Here is an 18,877-nt window from a genome sequence, read left to right on the forward strand (position 1 = left end):
AGAGGAGAATATAAAAATGGAAAAACTAAAAATTGAAAGTTCAGATATTTACGAATATTTATTTCCTCATGATATTTCTTGTTCCCCTGATGGAAAGTATATTGCTTATATTATATCAAATATCAATGAGGAAAAAGATTGTTATGAACATGACTTATATGTTATGGAAATAAAAACAAAAAAACAAATACATTTAACTCAAACAAGAGATGTAACAGCATTTAGCTGGATTTCTAATACAGAATTATTTTTTACTTCAAAAAGAGATAAACCAAAAGCAGGTACAACAGATTTTTACACTATTTCTATACAAGGAGGAGAAGCAAAAAGAGCATTTTCTATCCCCAAAGCCTGTGGTCTACCTGTATCATTGGGAAATAAATTGTGGTTATTGATGACAAAAAATCCAACAGATGCTAAAAAATCAGAACCAGATAGAGCGGTAGAAGGTGTGGACTATTGGACATTTACAGATAAACCTTTTATAAGAGATGGAGAAAGTTTTTCTCAAAGAAGACGTGTTACTTTAGAGTTGTATCAAGAAGGAAAAAATGAAACAAAAGCTATTACACCAAAATATTGTGAGGTAGCAAGTTTAGATGTTTCTTCTGACAAAAAAAGAATTTTATATATTGGTCAGATTTATGAAGATTGTGCGACACCTTTTTCTGGTCTTTGGGAGTATCATTTAGAAACTGGAGAAACAAAAGAACTTGTTCCACAGGGAAAGTATCAAATTAGCTTGGCTAAATATGTTGGTGAAAATAAAGTAATGTTGCAGGCTTCTACATTAGACCGTTCTATTACACAGAACCATGATATTTTTATGCTTAACTTGGATAATGGTGCAATGAATATGATTGCAAGCCCAGATGGTATGTATGCTACATTATTGGATGTAGATGCTGTATATGGTGGTGGGCGTAGTAATAAAGTCATAGGAGATAAGTTTATTGGTGCAAGAATTTGCAGAACTATGACAGAGTTTAATGAATTTGACACAAAAACAGGTAATATACGCATTATTACAAAAGTAGATGCTTTTACCTCTTTTGATGTTTATGACAACACAATGTATGTAGTTATGCTGAAAGACTATGAATTAGCAGAAATATACAGCATTGATATGATGACAGGAGAAATGATAAAAATGACTACTTTTTCTAAACCATACTTAGATAGTCATAAAGTATCTTTACCTGAAAAATTAACATTTGTGGCAAAAAATGGAGAGGAAGTAGATGGTTTTGTAATACCACCTGTAGATGTTAAAGAAGGTGAAAAATATCCAGCTGTATTATTTATCCATGGTGGACCTAAATGGGCATATGGTTATATGTTTACACATTTGAAACAGTGTGTAGCATCAAAAGGAATGTATGTTATTTACTGTAATCCTCATGGAGGCGATGGATATGGTGAAAAATTCTTGGAGATGGTAGAAAGATGGGGTTATGTTGATTATGAACATCTCATGGAATTTGTAGATACCTGTATTGAAAAATATCCTGGTATTGATGCAGACCGCCTAGGTGTGACAGGAGGAAGTTATGGTGGTTATATGGCAAACTGGATAATTGGCCATACAGACCGTTTCAAAGCAGTTGCTTCTCAAAGAGGTATTAGTAACTTAGTTACAGCGTCTTTGATTATTGACTTTGGTGATAGAATTATGAAGCAAACTTGTGGTGATAAGACACCTTGGAATCATGAGGAAGTTCTTTGGAATCATTCGCCTATTAAATATGTAAAAAATGTTAAAACACCAACTTTGTTCTTACATAGCGATAGAGATTATAGATGTTTTATGGGAGATACTTTCCAAATGTTCACAGCATTAAAACAGCTTGGTGTAGATACAGAAATGTATTTATTCCATGGAGATACACACGGATTGTCTAGAAATGGCAGACCATCTAATAGAATTGTACGTGCTGATGCCATTGTAGATTGGTTTGAAAGATATTTATAATAAGGGGGTTATTTTATGAGTGAAATGTTATTATGGTTTAGTGTTGTATTAGTTTTGTTTGCTATTGGAGATTTAATTGCAAGTAAAACAAAAGCAAAAGTTTCTGCTGTATTTGTCACATTACTTTTATTTTTGATTCTCTTTGTTACAAAAGTGATACCAGCAGATATTATTGAAAAAGCAGGTATGACTGCAGCGGCAAGTTGGAGTGTTCCAATGATTATGTTCAGTATGGGAACAATGTTGAATGTCAAACAGTTTATAGACGAATGGAGAACTGTGTTGACAGCATGGCTTGGAATTTTGGCAGTTATCATTTGTGTTTCATTGTGTATTCCTCTGTTTGGAAAAGCAACAGTATTGACAAGTATACCAGTTATAAATGGGGCTTTACCTGCTACCACTATTATGACACAGGCAGCGTTAGAAAAAGGATTGACACTTGCAGCAGCTACAGCAACAGTTGTATTTGCAATTCAGAAATTTGTTGGTACACCAATTGCCTCTAGAGCTGCACTACAGGAAGCCAACCGTCTTTTAATAGAATATCATGAAGCAAAAGGAAAAGGAATTGATTTAGCAAATGTGAGTGGTGACAATAAAGAAACAGAAGGTACAGCAAAAAAAGCAAAACAAGTTTTCTGTGAAAAATATGATAAATATTATTCTACAAATGTTTGTATATTTTTTATAGCTATATTCTCTTATTTAGGATATGAGTTTTCAGAGATTATTCATGTGAATTATTCGATTGTATGTCTTGTTGTTGGTGTTCTTGTAACTCGTATTGGTATTGTACCAAAAGACATTTTAGAAAAAGGAAAAATAAAGGGGTTTATTAACATGGTTGTGTTTGCGGCTGTTATTCCTTCTTTAGCGAAGGTTTCTTTGACAGATTTAGTTAGTCTTTTTGTACCAATTGTAGGTATGTTTGCAGTTTCTATTATTGGTATATTTATTACAATGAAGGTATTACCTGGATGGAAAATTATTGGTTCTAAACCTCTTGCCTTTGGTGTAGGATTTTGCCAGATGCTGGGATTCCCAACAACATATTTGATTTCAAATGAAGTATGTAATGCCATTGGAGAAACAGAAGAAGAAAGAGCATATTTGATGTCTAAAATAATGCCTAAGCTAGTAGTTGGTGGTATGGCTTGTATGATTTCTATAGTGGTAGCTGGTATTATTGTACCAATGCTATAAATAAATTTTGTAATTAAATAGTAAATAGGAAAAGGGATAATTATTTATTGGGATAGGTTATAATATAAAAAGGATTCTAAAAGTCATAAAAAGCTTGTAGAATCTTTTTTTATGTTAACTTAAATAATGAACGCATAAGTTTAAGGGAAATACTCATAGCTATAACATGAGAATGATAAATAAAATTAAAAATTCTAATACATATGCAGTATTTAAAATTTCTTCTGTTATGTCATGTTTGATTTTTAATAACTCTTTCACGTTTTATCTAAAATAAAAAACACTCAAATATGACTAAGAGCGGTTTGAAATTCAATGTTAATTTAATTTTAGAATTATCCATCTTATAATATATAAAAGATGAATTGAAAAATATTTTTAATAGCTATAACTATTGATATTACTTATTTTTATATTAACTACTATATCATAAAATAACAAAAAAATCAAGTCGAGTAATCTCTCTGTTTCAGTGATATACTAGGTTTTAATAGTTTTTAATAAACATAATGTAACTAGAGGATAATCTATGTTTTTTAATTTTTTTGATTAAAGTTATCTCTAGCTCAATAATTATAAGGAGAAATATTATGAATTTGAAAAAAGGATTAGATATTTTAGAAATTCCATCAAGTATATTAGGTAAGGGTAAAGTTATATATATTCCAGTAATCTATACAGAAGATGAGGCAACCATTGTTGATACTGGACTTCCAGGTCAAGGAGAGTTAATAATTGATGCTCTTAATAAGAGTAATACAAGTTTTAATAAATTAAAAAATATCATAATAACTCACCATGATATAGACCATATAGGAAATATAAAATATTTAAGAGAAAAATCTAAAAATGATATAAAGGTATATGCATACAAAAGTGAAGTTAACTATATAACAGGAGAGGAAACACCATTTAAACTTTGCATATTAGAGCAAGAAATAGATAATTTTAATGACAAAATGCTTGATATGTTAAATGCTATGAAACTTGGATTTAAGTCATCATATACGACAGTAGATGTATCTTTAAATAACCATGAGGTTTTACATTTAAGTGAAGAAGTAGAGGTTATACACACAGGTGGTCATACTAGGGGTCATATATGTCTTTATTTAAAGAAATCTAAAGTACTTATTGCTGGAGATTTATTAGAGATAAAAGATGGTAAACTTAGACCAGTTGATGTAATGCATAGTGACAAGCAAGAATTGATAAAAGCTATTAAGAAATTAAGTAACTATGATATAGAGGAAATAGTTTTTAGTCATGGTGGATTATATAAAAAAAATATAATTGAAACATTAAAAAATATAGTTATTGAATAATGTTACATGATTGAAAATACTCTCCAGCTCTTTATGAAAAATTTATCTATATAAATAATTAAATATGAGAAGGAAAGAAACAAAAAATGTATAAATAATTATTTACTTGATATTTTGAGAATAAAAATATTACTGGAATCAGAAATTTCCAGTAATATTGAGTAGGAAAAAATATATTTACACAAATCTATAAACATTCTCAAAAAACTTATAATTATTGTTAGTTTTAAATTATATTAATCTTCAATGCTATTTAAATTACTAAATATTTTTAACTCTTCAATGAAAATACTTGCTGCTTTTGATAAAGTTATATCTTTTGGAAAGATATATGAAAAATGTCTGTTATAGTTGCTTCCAAGTTCTATAACAGATAGTTCGTTATTTAAAACAGGTAAGCTTGTTACTAGATTAGATACTATTGTAATCCCTAAATTATTTCTAACTGATTCTTTGACAGCATAGTTACTTCCAAAGACCATCATACTTTTTGGAATAATTTCCTTAACACTTAAAAACATATCCAAATAGTCTCTAGTTCCAGAACCATCTTCTCTGACTATCCATTTCTGATTTTGAAGCTTATCAAAACTAAAATCTTTTAATAAAGGACTATTATATGGAAGTGCTAAAACCATCTTATCTTCAAAAAAATATTCTTGCATAAATGTGGGTGAAGAACAAGTCCCTTCGATAAGTCCAATATCTAAAATATAATCCTTAACATGAGAAGATACAATAGATGTATTTTCTATGAAAATTTCTATATCTATGTCAGGATACTTTTGAGAAAATAGTGCAAGAAAATTAGGAAGAATATATTCTCCAATAGTTAAACTTGCGCCAATCTTTAAACGTCCAGTTATAGCATCTGAAACCTGACTTACATCATGATATGTAACACTTAAAAGATTTAGTATTTCTTTGGCTCTTTTATATAATATTTGTCCACTTTCTGTGATAAAAATAGTTTTTTGTTTAATAGACCTATTTATAAGTACAACTTTAAAGTAGTTTTCTAAGTTTTTAATATGTTTACTTACACTTGGTTGTGATAAATTTAGATATTCACCAGCCTTAGTGAAATTTTTATATTCAACAACAGCCACAAACGTTTTTAATTCTTCAAACAATTTTTTATATCTCCTTTGCATAACAAAAATTTTGTATTTTTTATAAGTTACTTACAGATAATTGTAATATATACATTAATCATTAAAAATATTAATCATTACGATATTATATATTTATTTTACTTATGGTTATTACAATTATATACTATTATTGTAAAGAAAACTATATTAATTGGAAGGTAGGTATATTATGTTAAAAAATAAAAGTAGTTTTACATTAAAGAATATAAAAGAAATATTACCTGGGTTGTTTGTATCAGTATTAGTAGGTTATATTAGTATATTTATTTCGATATTAATACCTAAGGTAGGAGCAGCATCAATCTCTATATTTTTGGGTATGTTTGTAGGAAATTTATTTTTAAACCAGAAAGTATTTCAAAAGGGTTATAAATTTTCAGAAACAGATTTGCTATCATATTCAATAGTATTATTAGGAGCAACACTTAGTATATCTACTCTAATAGATTTAAAGATTTCAGGTATATTGTTTATAATATTACAAATGACAATAACAATAGTATCAGCACTTTATATAGGTAAAAAGCTAGGTTTTGGTGAAAACTTTAGATTTCTTATGGCAAGTGGAAATGCAGTATGTGGTTCTTCTGCTATAGCAGCAACAGTTCCAGTAGTTAATGCTACAGACAAAGAAAAAGGAATAGCAATAACTATTGTAAATGTTACTGGTATATTTCTTATGTTTTTACTTCCAATAATATCTCAATTCTTATATAGTCATGAACTTGTAAAAACATCAGCAATGATAGGTGGTACATTACAATCAATTGGTCAAGTTGTGGCAAGTGGAGCTATAGTTGGGGAAAATGTAAAGGATTTAGCAACTATTTTCAAAATAATGAGAGTAATATTCTTAGTTGTAGTTGTTTTAGTATTTGGACATTTGAAAAATAAGTCTAACAGTGAAATTATTGAAGAAGAAAAAGATGAAATAAAAAAGAAAAAAATAAATATACCATGGTATGTACTTGGGTTTTTCATAACTTGTGCACTTTTTTCAATTAATATCATACCAAAAGAAGTATCTGTATTGTGCAAAGAAATAAGTAATAAATTTGAAATAATAGCACTAGCAGCAATTGGATTAAAAGTTAATGTAAAAGACTTAGTAAGACAAGGTAAAGCAGTTTCTTTATATGGTTTATTTGTAGGAACAGTACAAGTTATATCAGCGATAGTTTTGATAAAGATATTTATATAGAATAAAAGTATTGATTATAATATCAATCTACTTAATCAAAATAATATGTTATTAATAATCGATAATATAAATAAAAAATGAATTCTAATAAGCGTAGATGGGTATAAGCTTATTGGAGTTCATTTTTTATTTATAGTGAAAATTTAAAGTAAAATATTATTTTACATAATAATAACATTATAAATTTTGAAATTAGTTATCTTTGTGTTAAAATAAGAAAAATGCACATATCACAGTTAAGTATTTAAGCAGATAAATAAAATAAAAATATAAATATTAAGGAGATTTTTTATATGAATGTTTATGAAAAGAATAATGTAGTTATACTAGAAGGAGTAACAGATTTTGATCCAAAACATATATTTGAGTGTGGTCAATGTTTTAGATGGCAAAAGCAAGAAGATGGCTCATACACAGGAGTTGCGAAAGGTAGAATATTAAATGTAAAAAAAGAAGATGATAAAGTATATTTAAATAATACAAATTTAGAGGAGTTTAATAGTATTTGGTATAATTACTTTGATTTAGGGACTGATTATACAGAAATAAAAAACAATCTAAAAAGTATGGATGAATATTTAAATAAAGCTACTGAATTTGGATGGGGAATAAGAATATTGAGACAAGATGGATGGGAAATGCTTATATCATTCATAATTTCTTCTAATAATAGAATTCCTATGATACAAAGAGCTATAGAAAACTTATCAAAAAGTTTTGGTAAATACATAGGTGAGTATGAAGGTAAAGAATACTATGCATTTCCAACACCAGAAGAGTTAAATAAAGCCTCACAAGAGCAAATAAGAGCATGTCAAACAGGTTTTAGAGACAAGTACATAAAGAGTACTACACAAGCTGTTATAGAAAATAATGATAAGGTATCTGAATATGTAAATCTAAGTACAGATGATTGTAGAAAAGAGCTTTTAAAATTTAATGGAGTAGGTCCAAAGGTATGTGATTGTATTGCGTTATTTGGCATGCAAAAATATGACTCTTTTCCAGTTGATGTATGGGTTAAGAGAGTTATGCAAGAGTTCTACATAAATGAAGATATGAGTTTACCTAAAATGAGAACTTATGGGATTGATAAATTTGGAGAAATGTCTGGATTTGCACAACAATATCTATTTTACTATGCAAGAGAGCTTGGTATAGGAAAATAGACTTAAGGGGGAAGGAATTATGGGAGTGATAGGCACAATATTTCTGTTCTATTTAATTATATCATATCTAGCTGGAGCCATAATTTCTGTAATTATATTACTTGAAAATAGAGATCCTGCAAAAACCATGTCTTGGTTATTGATGTTTATCATATTTCCTGGGATAGGGTTAATTATATATGCTATTTCGGGTAGAAATATTAGAAAACGAAAATTATTTAAAACTCAAAAACTAGCTAATAATATAAAAGAAAAGAAACTTTTTGATACATTAGAAAAGATAACAGAAATTGTTGAACTAGAAAAAGAATCTATAAGGCAAAATAAGCTTTTAAGAGATGAAGAAGATGGTAGCTATAGAAAAAGAGTCATAAGCATGCTACTAAAGACTGGGATGTTTCCATTTACTAAAAACAATAAAGTAGATGTTTTTGTAGATGGAAATGAAAAATTTAAGAGACTTATAGAAGATATAAGAGAAGCTAAAGACCATATTCATTTAGAGTACTTTATAATCAAAGACAGTGAAATAGGTAGGGTGTTAAAAGAAGAACTTATAAAAAAAGCTAAGGAAGGTATTAAAATAAGAATTTTATATGATGATGTAGGGTGTTGGAGATTTTGGTTTAATAGAAAATTTTTCCGAGAAATGAGAGAAGTAGGTATAGAAATAGCAGCTTTTTTACCTACAAAATTCCCTATAATAGGAGGAAAGTTAAACTATAGGAATCATAGAAAAATTGTTGTTATTGATGGAATAATTGGATATACAGGTGGAATAAATATAGGAGATGAATATTTAGGAAAAAATGAGAAGTTTGGGTATTGGAGAGATACTCATATTAGAATTAAAGGAATTTCTGTATATATGCTTCAAATGACATTTTTGATTGATTGGTATTATACAACAAAAGAGGTTTTAGTCACTAAAAATTACTTTCCAAGTGTCGGAAATGTAGGTGAAAGTATGATACAAGTGGTAGCTAGCGGACCAGATAGTGATTGGGAAGACATTCATTATGCTTATTTTTCTGCTATATGTCAAGCTAAACAAAATGTTTATATAGAAACTCCATACTTTATTCCGGATGAGAGTCTGCTGAAAGCTATAAAAAGTGCTGCACTTAGTGGTGTAGATGTAAGAATAATATTTCCTAAAATTGCAGACCACAAAATAGTTAATATAGCATCTTATTCATATTTTGAAGAAATATTAAGAGCAGGTGGTAAAGTCTATTTGTATAAAAAAGGATTTATACATTCCAAAGTAGTAATAATAGATGATAAAATTGCTTCTGCGGGTACAGCAAACATGGACTTAAGAAGTTTTATGCTCAACTTTGAAGTGAATGCTTTTATTTATGATGAAGATGTTATCAAGGTAATGACAGATGATTTCTTTGAAGATTTAAGTTATTGTGAAGAGCTTAATTTAGAGGTATTCATGAACAGAAATATTGTACAAAAAATTAAAGAATCTGTAGCCAGATTATTTTCACCAATATTATAAAAAATTATTAAAAAAGGTATTGAAAATTATGTGTGATTGGTATATTATAATAATTGTTAGCACTCTAGTAGATAGAGTGATAATAAATAAAAAGTATATATATAAATCTACATACAAAAGTAGTATTAATTTAAAAATAACTAAAAACATAGGCAAACTAGTCTATACTTAATATTTTAGGAGGCGTGAATAATGAAAATAAGACCATTAGCTGACAGAGTAGTAATTAAAAAAGTAGAAGCAGAAGAAAAGACTGCAAGTGGAATAGTTTTACCAGGAGCAGCTAAAGAGCAACCTCAAATAGCTGAAGTTGTAGAAGTTGGACCAGGTGGAATAGTTGAAGGAAAAGAAATAAAGATGGAATTGACAGTTGGAGACAAAGTTATATTCCAAAAATATTCTGGAACAGAAGTTAAAATAGAAGGGCAAGAATATACAATACTAAGACAAAGTGATGTATTGGCTGTTATTGAATAAATATAGAATAAATTTATTAGGAGGGGTTTAAAATGGCTAAAGAAATTAAATTTTCAGAGGAAGCAAGAAGAGCTTTAGAAGCTGGTGTAAATAAATTAGCAGATACAGTAAAAGTAACATTAGGACCTAAAGGAAGAAATGTTATATTAGATAAAAAATTTGGTTCTCCACTTATAACTAATGATGGTGTAACTATAGCAAAAGAAATAGAATTAGAAGATAGATTTGAAAATATGGGAGCTCAGTTAGTTAAAGAAGTAGCAACTAAAACTAACGATGTAGCTGGAGATGGTACTACAACTGCTACAGTTTTAGCACAAGCTATAATCAGAGAAGGTTTAAAAAATGTAACAGCAGGTGCTAACCCAATACTTTTAAGAAAAGGAATACAAAAAGCAGTAACAGTAGCAGTAGAAGAATTAAAAAATCAATCAAGAATAGTAGAAACACAAGAAGCTATATCTCAAGTTGCTTCTATATCTGCTGGTGATGAAGAAGTTGGAAAATTAATAGCAGAAGCTATGGAAATAGTAGGTAAAGATGGAGTTATAACTGTTGAAGAATCTCAAACTATGAATACTGAATTGGATGCTGTTGAAGGTATGCAATTTGACAGAGGATTCGTTTCTGCATACATGGTTACAGATGTAGACAAGATGGAAGCAGTTTTAAACGACCCATATATATTAATTACTGATAAAAAAATATCTAACATACAAGAACTATTACCAATTCTTGAACAAATAGTTCAACAAGGTAAAAAGCTACTAATAATCGCTGAAGATGTAGAAGGTGAAGCATTATCTACATTAGTTGTTAATAAATTAAGAGGAACATTTGATGTAGTAGCAGTTAAAGCTCCAGGATTTGGAGATAGAAGAAAAGAAATGCTTCAAGATATAGCTATACTTACAGGTGGTCAAGTAATATCAGAAGAATTAGGATATGATTTAAAAGAAGCTGATTTATCTATGTTAGGTAGAGCTTCATCTGTTAAAGTAACTAAAGAAAACACTACAATAGTAGATGGTTCTGGAGATAAAAAAGCTATAGAAGATAGAGTAAATCAAATCAAACATCAAGTAGAGCAAACTACTTCAGATTTTGATAGAGAAAAATTAATGGAAAGATTAGCTAAGCTTGCTGGTGGGGTAGCTGTTGTAAAAGTTGGAGCTGCTACAGAGGTTGAGTTAAAAGAACGAAAATTAAGAATAGAAGATGCTCTTAATGCAACTAGAGCTGCTGTAGAAGAAGGAATAGTAGCTGGTGGAGGAACTGCTTTTGTTAGTGTTATACCAGCAATAGGAACACTAGTTGATAGTTTAACTGGAGAAGTTAAACTAGGAGCTCAAATAGTTAAAAAAGCATTAGAAGAACCATTAAGACAAATAGCTATAAATGCTGGTCTTGAAGGTGCTGTAATTGTACAAAATGTTGTTAATGCTGAAGCAGAAACTGGATTTGATGCTTTAAATGAAACATATGTAAATATGATAGAAGCTGGTATAGTTGACCCAACTAAAGTTAGTAGAAGTGCTTTACAAAATGCTGCATCAATAGCAAGTACTTTCTTAACTACTGAAGCTGCTGTTGCTGATCTTCCTGAAAAAGAAGATGTAGGAATGCCAGGAATGGGTGGCGGTATGCCAGGAATGATGTAATCTTAAAATATTTAAAAATATAAATTTTAAGATAGAGAACTATTTTGACTTAGATTTTAATATCTAAGTTGAAATAGTTCTTTTGTATGTATCTAATTTTTTATGTATTTACAACTTTAATATATATATTTGGATAATTAGTATCTAGACTATAATAATATCTTTGAAGTGGTATTGTTATTTTTTAGGTTATGATGTTAGATATATATTAATTAAGGTATAATTGTTGGTAGAGAATAAATCAAAGTTTAAAAGGATGCGATAATATGGATTTAAGAAAATTGCTTGAACAGGTTAAAAATGAAAACATTGATATAGATGTTGCATTAGAACAATTAAAAGATTTACCCTATGAAGACCTTGGATATGCAAATATAGACCATCATAGAGAATTAAGAAATGGATATCCAGAAGTAATTTATTGTGAAGGTAAAAGTGATGAACATATTTTAGGAATTATTGATAAAATGAATCAAAAAGGTTCTAATATATTGGGGACAAGATGTAGAAAAGAAACATTTTTAAAAGTTAAAGAAATTTATAGTCATGCTGAATATGAGGAATTATCTAAAATTCTTAAAATTCAAAATCATGTTATAGAGAATATTGGAAAAGGCAAAATTGTAATTGCAACAGGAGGAACTTCTGATATACCAGTAGCAGATGAAGCATATTATACAGCTAAATTTTTAGGTAATGATGTTGATAGAATATATGATGTTGGAGTGGCTGGTATACATAGACTTTTAAATAAGAGACATAAAATAGATAGTGCCAGGGTAGTAGTAGCTGTTGCAGGAATGGAAGGTGCACTTGCAAGTGTAATTGGAGGTCTAGTTGATGTTCCAGTAATAGCTGTCCCAACATCTGTCGGATATGGAGCCAATTTTGGAGGATTAGCAGCATTATTGGCTATGTTAAATAGTTGTGCGTCTGGAATATCTGTTGTAAATATTGATAATGGTTTTGGAGCAGGATATTTGGCAGCTATGATAAACAAATTATAATAAATATATTGATATAAATTAGACATAAATTATACGATATTAATCTAATGTTTATTAGATTTTTCATTATTAAAACTGAGGAGAAATATATGAGTGAAAAAATACTTTATTTTGATATAGTAAGTGGTATATCAGGGGATATGACCCTTGCAAGCTTATTAAATTTAGGTGTACCTAAGGAAATTTTTTTGGATGAAATTCATAAACTAAAAATGAGCGATGAATTTAATATAAATATAAGCTCAAAAAATGAAAGTGGAATATCAGGTACAACAGTAAAAGTAATTACGAAAGAAACACATATTCACAGGAATTTAGTGGATATATTTGAAATTATAGATGAAAGTGATTTAAATGAAAATGTAAAATCTAATGCTAAAAAAATATTTATGGTAATTGGAGAAGCAGAAGCAAATGTTCATGGAACTACGATAGATAAGATACACTTCCATGAGGTAGGGGCTATAGATTCAATTGTAGATATCGTAGGAGCATCTATATTAGTTGATTTACTTTGTATAGATAAGATTTATTCTAGTACAGTGTCTGTTGGCTCGGGATTTGTAAAATGTGACCATGGAGTCATGCCTGTACCTGCACCTGCAACTATGGAAATATTAAGAGGTGTACCAATTAAATTAAATAATGTAAGAGGAGAATGTACAACTCCAACAGGAGCTGCAATAATAAAAGTTCTGTGTGATGAGTTTACAGAGGATTTTGAGTTTTCTCCAATACAAATTGGATATGGAATAGGTCATAAGAAATTTGAAGTACCTAATATGCTAAGAACAGTATTAGGCGAAAAAAAAAAGAAGAATTAATTTATGAAATTAGTGCAAATATCGATGATATGTCTTCGGAAGTATATTCTTATTTGTATGAAAAAATATTAGACGAGAAAGCGTTAGATATTTATACAGAAAGCATTTATATGAAAAAGAATAGACCTGCAACGAAAATATCGATTTTATGTAATAAAGTAGATTTAGAAAAATTTATTGAAATATTGCTTTTAGAAACTAGCACTTTTGGAGTACGATATAATGCGTACAACAGAGAAATTTTAGATAGAAAGTTTGTAAAATTAGATACAGAATATGGATTAGTTACAGTAAAACTAGGGTATTACAAAGATAAACTAGTTAAAGCTACTCCAGAATATAATGAATGTAAAACTATAGCAAAAAATGAAGATATTCCTATAAAAAAAGTGTTTGCTGATATAAATTTTAGAATAAAAGAAGAATTTAGTGAAAACTTATTGACATAAGTAATAAATTTTGATAAATTAATACTCAGCCTTAATAAATAAAAGTAAACAGAAAAAAATATATAAAATATAAACTCACTCGTATATGCTCAGAGATATGGTCTGAGAGTCTCTACCAAGATACCGTAAATATCTTGACTATGAGTGAAATTATTATACCAAAAGACCTAGTTAAGTAAATGTGTAGGCTGAGTTATACTCCCTATATGTTGGCTATAAGATAAGGGCCATTTTGGAAGCCTGTATAGTAATTTCACTTTTGTTAGAAATTATGGAAGTTACTATACAGGTTTTTTGTGTAAAAAGATTTAATATAATTTAGACTGTATTGTGTTAAAATAAATATATATAAAAACTATATTATACAAGGAGAGATGTAAATTTATGAAACATGAATTAGTACTTGTAATAGATTTTGGAGGTCAATATAATCAGTTAATAGCTAGAAGAGTTAGAGAAAACAACGTATATTGTGAAATACTTCCATGTACTGCAAGCATAGAAAGAATAAAAGCAAAAAATCCTAAAGGGATAATATTTACAGGTGGGCCAAATAGTGCATACTTAGAAGATTCTCCAACAATATCAAAAGAAATATTTGAACTAGGAGTACCAATACTTGGTATATGTTATGGAGTTCAAATAATGTCTCATGTATTAGGTGGAGTTGTAAGAAAAGGCAACAAACAAGAAAAAGAATATGGAAAAACATCTATAACTTATGGAAAATCATCATTATTTGAAGGGATTACTACAAATAGTGTTTGGATGAGTCATACTGATTTAATAGAAAAGGCTCCAGAAGGATTTACTATAGTTGCAAACACTAAAGATTGTCCAGTAGCGGCTATGGAAAATGTAGAACAAAAACTATATGGAGTTCAATTCCATCCAGAAGTAGAACATTGTTTAGAAGGGGATAAGATACTTAAAAATTTCTTATACAATGTATGTGAAGTAAAAGGTGACTGGACTACAGATTCATTTATAGAAGATAAAATAAAAGAATTAAAAGAAAAAATAGGCGACAAAAAAGCTTTATGTGCTTTAAGTGGAGGCGTTGACTCTTCTGTTGCCGCAGTTCTTATTCATAGAGCAATTGGGGATAACTTGACTTGTATATTTGTTGACCATGGTTTGCTTAGAAAAAATGAAGGAGACGATGTAGAAAGAATATTCAGAGAGAAATTCGATATAAATTTAATAAGAGTTAATGCAGAAGATAGATTCTTATCTAAATTAAAAGGAATTTCTGAGCCAGAAGCTAAGAGAAAGATAATTGGTGAAGAATTTATAAGAGTATTTGAAGAAGAATCAAATAAATTAGGAAAAATGGATTTCTTAGTTCAAGGAACAATTTATCCAGATGTTATAGAAAGTGGACATGGAAATGGTGCTGCTACTATAAAATCTCACCATAATGTTGGTGGAATTCCTGAAGATGTAGATTTCCAAGAAATAGTTGAGCCATTAAGAGAACTATTTAAGGATGAAGTTAGAAAAATAGGATTAGAGCTTGGTATAGAAGAAGGATTAATATTTAGACATCCTTTCCCAGGGCCAGGTCTTGGAATAAGAGTTATAGGTGATGTAACTAAAGAAAAATGTGATATATTAAGAGAAGCAGATGCTGTCTATATGGACGAGCTTAGAAAAGCTGGTTTATATAGAGAAATATGGCAAGCTTTTGCAACATTACCAGATGTTAAGACTGTTGGAGTTATGGGAGATGAAAGAACATATGCTTATTTAGTTGGCTTAAGAGCAGTTACTTCTTCTGATGGAATGACTTCTGACTGGTATAAGATGCCTTATGATGTTTTAGAGAAAATTTCTAATAGAATAATCAATGAAGTTGATGGAGTAAATAGAGTAGTTTATGATATTACTTCTAAACCACCTGGAACTATCGAGTGGGAATAATTAATATTGAGCTAGAAGACCTTTAAATAGGGCATTTCTAGCTCTTTTTCTGTCCATTTTTTATGTGTTTTTATACATATCGTGCTGTGTAAATATTCTTTTGGGTTATATTTATGTTTTCAATGGAATGTGTAAAATTCAAAGTCATAATATATCTTAATTGAGCTAGACTTTGTGCTATAAATAATTATTTTACTCATAATGTTTTTCTTCTCTTTCAACTCCTGTATATAGTTTTGTAATCATTTGATAAAACAGACTGATTTCTTCATTTGAATAATCCTGAAATATATTGTTTAATTTCTCAGTATGAAGTTCCTGTACTTTTTGTGAATATTCATCTGCTTTTTTTGTTAATACAATAGAAGTATTTCTTTTATTATTGGGTTCATGCTCAATAGCTATAAACCCTTTGTTTTCAAGAGAAACAGCTAGTTTTTTTATATTTTGACGTGAAGACCCTAAGAGTTTTCCAAGATAAGTAAAAGTAGTTTTTTCATCAGCATGCTTTACCATTGTAAGAAGCATAAATTGTTTTAAAGTAAGATGTTCATCTGCTTTATCAAAAATAGTTTGTAATCGGTTTTGTAAAATAAATATGCTTGCAAAAATACCTCGAACTTCATTATTTCTTTCACCACTAAAATTTTTAATCATATTTTTAATTTGCATAAGATACTCCTTTCATGTGAAATCTACTATTTACATTATAGTAATAAGTTGCTATAGTGTAAATAGTAACTTATTACTATAATTTACACAAGGTATTTTTCAGTTGCCTTAACTAACAACACTCAGAATCTTTAAATACTTTACCTTAGGGAGGAAATCAAATGATAAGGAAAAAACAAATGACCTGGCTAAATATTTCAGCAACCATTATATTCATACTATTGCTAATCATTACAGTTTGTGGAATATTTTCATTTTCTATAGATAATAAATATGAGGCAATAAACCTATATGGGCAAGTTATTGAGATGTATGGTACAGGTATCTATCAATATGACTCATATTTCAAGGCGCCTATATTGATAGGTTCAGACTTAGTAATGTTTTTAATTGTTGTTCCAGTTATTGGTTCATACATATTTCGTGATATAGATACAGTAGAACAAAAAACAAATTTTCTCACAATTCTAGGTATCGTTTTGTATTATGCTTTTAGTATTTCGTTTGGTGTTGCACATAATCAGTTACAACTAGTATATATTTTGTTAACTTCAATTTCATTTTTCACTCTATTTACTTTACTGATGGATATTTATGGAATATCACTTTGCTATAACTGTTCTTTCTATTTAAGAAAGGTAGAATACATGTTTTTGATATTAGCAGGTACTTCAAATATTATTGCATGGTTACCAGATGTATTACATTCATTATTTACAAGTAGTACACTTGAGAGAATAGAAATGTATACTACAGAAATTACTTATGTGCTTGATATGGGAATTATTAGCCCTTTGGTTTTTATTATTATTTATCTATTAATAAAAAAGAAAAGCTATATTTCATTAGTTTTATATAGAATGATATTAGTAACATTAAAAGTTATTGGGGTAATGCTTCCAATACAAACTCTTGTACAGCTACGAGCAGGCATTTATATTCCAATTCCTGAATTGGTTACGAAAGTTGCTATTTTTGTGACACTTGCGATAATCTCTATCTATTTTGATAAGTTAAATAAAAAAAGAATTACAGTGATTCTGTCAAATAATAATTTTTAGTTTCACAGGATGCAAGCTCAAAACAAGTAGAATATATCATGGTAAATTGTTTTTATCATATGCATTTTAAAAGGTATATGTCGTAATGACATATACCCCTTACTCAGTTTATTTTATTATATATTAATCATTAAACTTGAATTTTATGTTTAGTATTTTTGTTGTATTCTATTGATTTTCTATAAACCACTCATATACTGTCTGACAAAACTTTTCACTATTTAAATAGTAGCTATTATGAACATCATCAATTTCAACAAGCTTTTTTTTACAGCTCAACGAATTATAATAGCTATCAAAATACTTAGGTTTGAAATATCTATCATGAAGCGTTTTAAAAACAAGTGTTGGAATATTAACTCCATTTTTTATTACACTATCTTGTGCGACAAAACATTCTAACATTGTATTCATTACCTTTGTGCTATTTTTCCAAATATTAGGATTGTCTTGCTCAATCATTTTGTAAAACGCATTATCATGGGCTTCATTATAACCTTCATATTTAGGTGGTTTTACTGTTATATGAAAATTAGGAAGGAGTTTGAGGAAAAAGTTTAATAATTTAACAGTGGGATAAGGATAACCTACTCCTGACGTATTTTTATAATCAACACAGGCAAACTGGGCAAAACTTTTTAACTTATTGCTTGTACATGCATAATACTGTGCAAACATGCCACCAATACCTGCATTTCCGTATAGATGTATGTTGGAAGAATAATTCTTTTCTATATACGCAATGACAGAGTCTAAGTCTTTTACAATTGAATTACGTGAAAAATCTTTCTCATTACCACCGCTTTTACCTGTTCCTGAAAAATCAAAGGCAAAGACATTTACATCATATTGGGAAAGAGGTTCGTATGCTAACTGTAAATCAAGCGTAGTCACAATAGGAGTATGTGTAACAATAATATTCATAGATGATTTTCCACTAATGAATGAATTACAAAAAATCACTGTATTTCCGTTTGGTATTTTTATATGTTGCCAACTCACTTACTTTTCCTCTCTTTCATATGTAAAATATTAGAATAATCAAATTATAAATTATTTATTGGTCATATTTTATCACAGTTACATATTAAAGTCATTTATTTTTTAGTTGTATTATAATATTAATAATAAAGCAGTATATTAGAATGAAATTTATATAGTGAAATTCATATAATAAAATTTATTTTCAGGATAATTAAAAACTACCTTTTAATTTTAGATTAAAATCTTGATATTTTTACAAAGGTAGTAGAGTAAAGAATAGTC

At 28.7% G+C, this 18,877-nt stretch carries 14 protein-coding genes, 1 pseudogene and 1 riboswitch; of the genes and pseudogenes, 12 read left to right on the forward strand and 3 right to left on the reverse strand.

Features of this window, described 5'->3' with window-relative positions:
* Window positions 1-16: 16 nt before the first annotated feature.
* The 3 genes from KGF52_RS08370 (at window position 17) to KGF52_RS08380 (ending at window position 4,503) form a co-directional block, all read left to right on the forward strand.
* Entirely contained in the window at window positions 17-1,972 is a 1,956-nt protein-coding gene (locus KGF52_RS08370) for an alpha/beta hydrolase family protein (RefSeq protein ID WP_227839791.1), read from the forward strand.
* A 15-nt stretch (window positions 1,973-1,987) separates the two neighbouring features.
* On the forward strand, window positions 1,988-3,178 hold the full coding sequence (locus tag KGF52_RS08375) for a permease (RefSeq protein ID WP_227839792.1): 1,191 nt from the start codon (window positions 1,988-1,990) through the stop codon (window positions 3,176-3,178).
* Between the two features lie 590 nt (window positions 3,179-3,768).
* A complete protein-coding gene (locus KGF52_RS08380) occupies window positions 3,769-4,503 on the forward strand; it encodes an MBL fold metallo-hydrolase (protein WP_227839793.1) in 735 nt (244 codons plus the stop codon).
* A gap of 236 nt (window positions 4,504-4,739) precedes the next feature.
* Here KGF52_RS08380 and KGF52_RS08385 read toward each other — a convergent pair whose 3' ends face one another.
* On the reverse strand, window positions 4,740-5,636 hold the full coding sequence (locus KGF52_RS08385; RefSeq protein WP_227839794.1) for a LysR family transcriptional regulator: 897 nt from the start codon (window positions 5,634-5,636) through the stop codon (window positions 4,740-4,742).
* 190 nt (window positions 5,637-5,826) lie between these two features.
* On the opposite strand from KGF52_RS08385, the gene KGF52_RS08390 reads away from it, so the two are divergent.
* From KGF52_RS08390 to guaA, 8 genes and pseudogenes are all read left to right on the forward strand, one after another.
* Window positions 5,827-6,858 (forward strand): putative sulfate exporter family transporter, encoded by a 1,032-nt coding sequence (locus KGF52_RS08390; protein WP_227839795.1) that lies wholly within the window; start codon window positions 5,827-5,829, stop codon window positions 6,856-6,858.
* Between the two features lie 293 nt (window positions 6,859-7,151).
* Entirely contained in the window at window positions 7,152-8,027 is an 876-nt protein-coding gene (locus tag KGF52_RS08395) for a DNA-3-methyladenine glycosylase family protein (RefSeq protein ID WP_227827818.1), read from the forward strand.
* A 19-nt stretch (window positions 8,028-8,046) separates the two neighbouring features.
* Window positions 8,047-9,537, forward strand: coding sequence for a cardiolipin synthase (cls, locus tag KGF52_RS08400; RefSeq protein WP_227839796.1), 1,491 nt, complete (start codon window positions 8,047-8,049; stop codon window positions 9,535-9,537).
* Between the two features lie 192 nt (window positions 9,538-9,729).
* Entirely contained in the window at window positions 9,730-10,014 is a 285-nt protein-coding gene (gene groES / locus KGF52_RS08405) for a co-chaperone GroES (RefSeq protein ID WP_003420907.1), read from the forward strand.
* 32 nt (window positions 10,015-10,046) lie between these two features.
* Window positions 10,047-11,675 (forward strand): chaperonin GroEL, encoded by a 1,629-nt coding sequence (gene groL, locus KGF52_RS08410; protein WP_227827816.1) that lies wholly within the window; start codon window positions 10,047-10,049, stop codon window positions 11,673-11,675.
* Window positions 11,676-11,941: 266 nt separating this feature from the next.
* The gene (larB, locus tag KGF52_RS08415) at window positions 11,942-12,682 is read left to right on the forward strand and encodes a nickel pincer cofactor biosynthesis protein LarB (RefSeq protein ID WP_227839797.1); all 741 of its coding nucleotides are present in this window, start codon (window positions 11,942-11,944) and stop codon (window positions 12,680-12,682) included.
* Between the two features lie 140 nt (window positions 12,683-12,822).
* A pseudogene (gene larC, locus KGF52_RS08420) lies at window positions 12,823-13,955 on the forward strand (nickel pincer cofactor biosynthesis protein LarC).
* Window positions 13,956-14,014: 59 nt separating this feature from the next.
* Window positions 14,015-14,116, forward strand: a riboswitch (purine riboswitch).
* 223 nt (window positions 14,117-14,339) lie between these two features.
* On the forward strand, window positions 14,340-15,878 hold the full coding sequence (guaA, locus tag KGF52_RS08425; protein ID WP_227434621.1) for a glutamine-hydrolyzing GMP synthase: 1,539 nt from the start codon (window positions 14,340-14,342) through the stop codon (window positions 15,876-15,878).
* A gap of 192 nt (window positions 15,879-16,070) precedes the next feature.
* Here guaA and KGF52_RS08430 read toward each other — a convergent pair whose 3' ends face one another.
* A complete protein-coding gene (locus KGF52_RS08430) occupies window positions 16,071-16,550 on the reverse strand; it encodes a MarR family transcriptional regulator (protein ID WP_227839798.1) in 480 nt (159 codons plus the stop codon).
* A gap of 161 nt (window positions 16,551-16,711) precedes the next feature.
* On the opposite strand from KGF52_RS08430, the gene KGF52_RS08435 reads away from it, so the two are divergent.
* Complete coding sequence (locus KGF52_RS08435; protein ID WP_227839799.1) at window positions 16,712-17,611, forward strand: hypothetical protein; 900 nt, start codon at window positions 16,712-16,714, stop codon at window positions 17,609-17,611.
* Between the two features lie 168 nt (window positions 17,612-17,779).
* Here the strand turns inward: KGF52_RS08435 and KGF52_RS08440 are convergent, their stop codons facing one another.
* The gene (locus KGF52_RS08440; RefSeq protein WP_227839800.1) at window positions 17,780-18,613 is read right to left on the reverse strand and encodes a serine aminopeptidase domain-containing protein; all 834 of its coding nucleotides are present in this window, start codon (window positions 18,611-18,613) and stop codon (window positions 17,780-17,782) included.
* Between the last annotated feature and the right edge of the window lie 264 nt (window positions 18,614-18,877).

The organism is Clostridioides sp. ZZV15-6597, from assembly GCF_020657815.1.
Classification (GTDB): domain Bacteria; phylum Bacillota; class Clostridia; order Peptostreptococcales; family Peptostreptococcaceae; genus Clostridioides.

Bases quoted from the DNA above. Each gene is read 5' to 3' on its own strand.
- KGF52_RS08370 (WP_227839791.1), top strand. From the start codon at position 17: ATGGAAAAACTAAAAATTGAAAGTTCAGATATTTACGAATATTTATTT.
- KGF52_RS08375 (WP_227839792.1), top strand. From the start codon at position 1,988: ATGAGTGAAATGTTATTATGGTTTAGTGTTGTATTAGTTTTGTTTGCT.
- KGF52_RS08380 (WP_227839793.1), top strand. From the start codon at position 3,769: ATGAATTTGAAAAAAGGATTAGATATTTTAGAAATTCCATCAAGTATA.
- KGF52_RS08390 (WP_227839795.1), top strand. From the start codon at position 5,827: ATGTTAAAAAATAAAAGTAGTTTTACATTAAAGAATATAAAAGAAATA.
- KGF52_RS08395 (WP_227827818.1), top strand. From the start codon at position 7,152: ATGAATGTTTATGAAAAGAATAATGTAGTTATACTAGAAGGAGTAACA.
- cls (WP_227839796.1), top strand. From the start codon at position 8,047: ATGGGAGTGATAGGCACAATATTTCTGTTCTATTTAATTATATCATAT.
- groES (WP_003420907.1), top strand. From the start codon at position 9,730: ATGAAAATAAGACCATTAGCTGACAGAGTAGTAATTAAAAAAGTAGAA.
- groL (WP_227827816.1), top strand. From the start codon at position 10,047: ATGGCTAAAGAAATTAAATTTTCAGAGGAAGCAAGAAGAGCTTTAGAA.
- larB (WP_227839797.1), top strand. From the start codon at position 11,942: ATGGATTTAAGAAAATTGCTTGAACAGGTTAAAAATGAAAACATTGAT.
- guaA (WP_227434621.1), top strand. From the start codon at position 14,340: ATGAAACATGAATTAGTACTTGTAATAGATTTTGGAGGTCAATATAAT.
- KGF52_RS08430 (WP_227839798.1), bottom strand. From the start codon at position 16,550: ATGCAAATTAAAAATATGATTAAAAATTTTAGTGGTGAAAGAAATAAT.
- KGF52_RS08435 (WP_227839799.1), top strand. From the start codon at position 16,712: ATGATAAGGAAAAAACAAATGACCTGGCTAAATATTTCAGCAACCATT.